We start from the raw sequence: 291 nt of genomic DNA on the forward strand, positions 1-291 counted from the left end.
TTCCCGGTAAGAAGAGCAGGGATCCCGATCAATATCCGTAATACAAATGCACCGGCAGACAAAGGAACACTTATCGTAGAAGCAACATGCTATCAGCCGAAGTACACAATTACAGGAATCGCCGGAACAGATGGATTCGCTGCGATCACAATTGAAAAAGCGATGATGAACTCAGAAGTTGGTTTCTGTCGTAAAGTACTTCAGGTATTTGAAGACAATGGTGTTTCTATTGAGCACATGCCATCTGGAATCGATACAATGACAATCTTTGTCCACAAAGATAAGTTTGAA

At 41.9% G+C, this 291-nt stretch carries 1 pseudogene; it reads left to right on the forward strand.

What is annotated here, in order from left to right:
- Nucleotides 1-291 (forward strand): annotated as a pseudogene (locus PZE06_RS28730) (aspartate kinase); the annotation flags it as partial.

The sequence above is a fragment of the Robertmurraya sp. DFI.2.37 genome (genome assembly GCF_029211245.1).
Classification (GTDB): Bacteria; Bacillota; Bacilli; order Bacillales; family Cytobacillaceae; genus Robertmurraya; species Robertmurraya methanolica_A.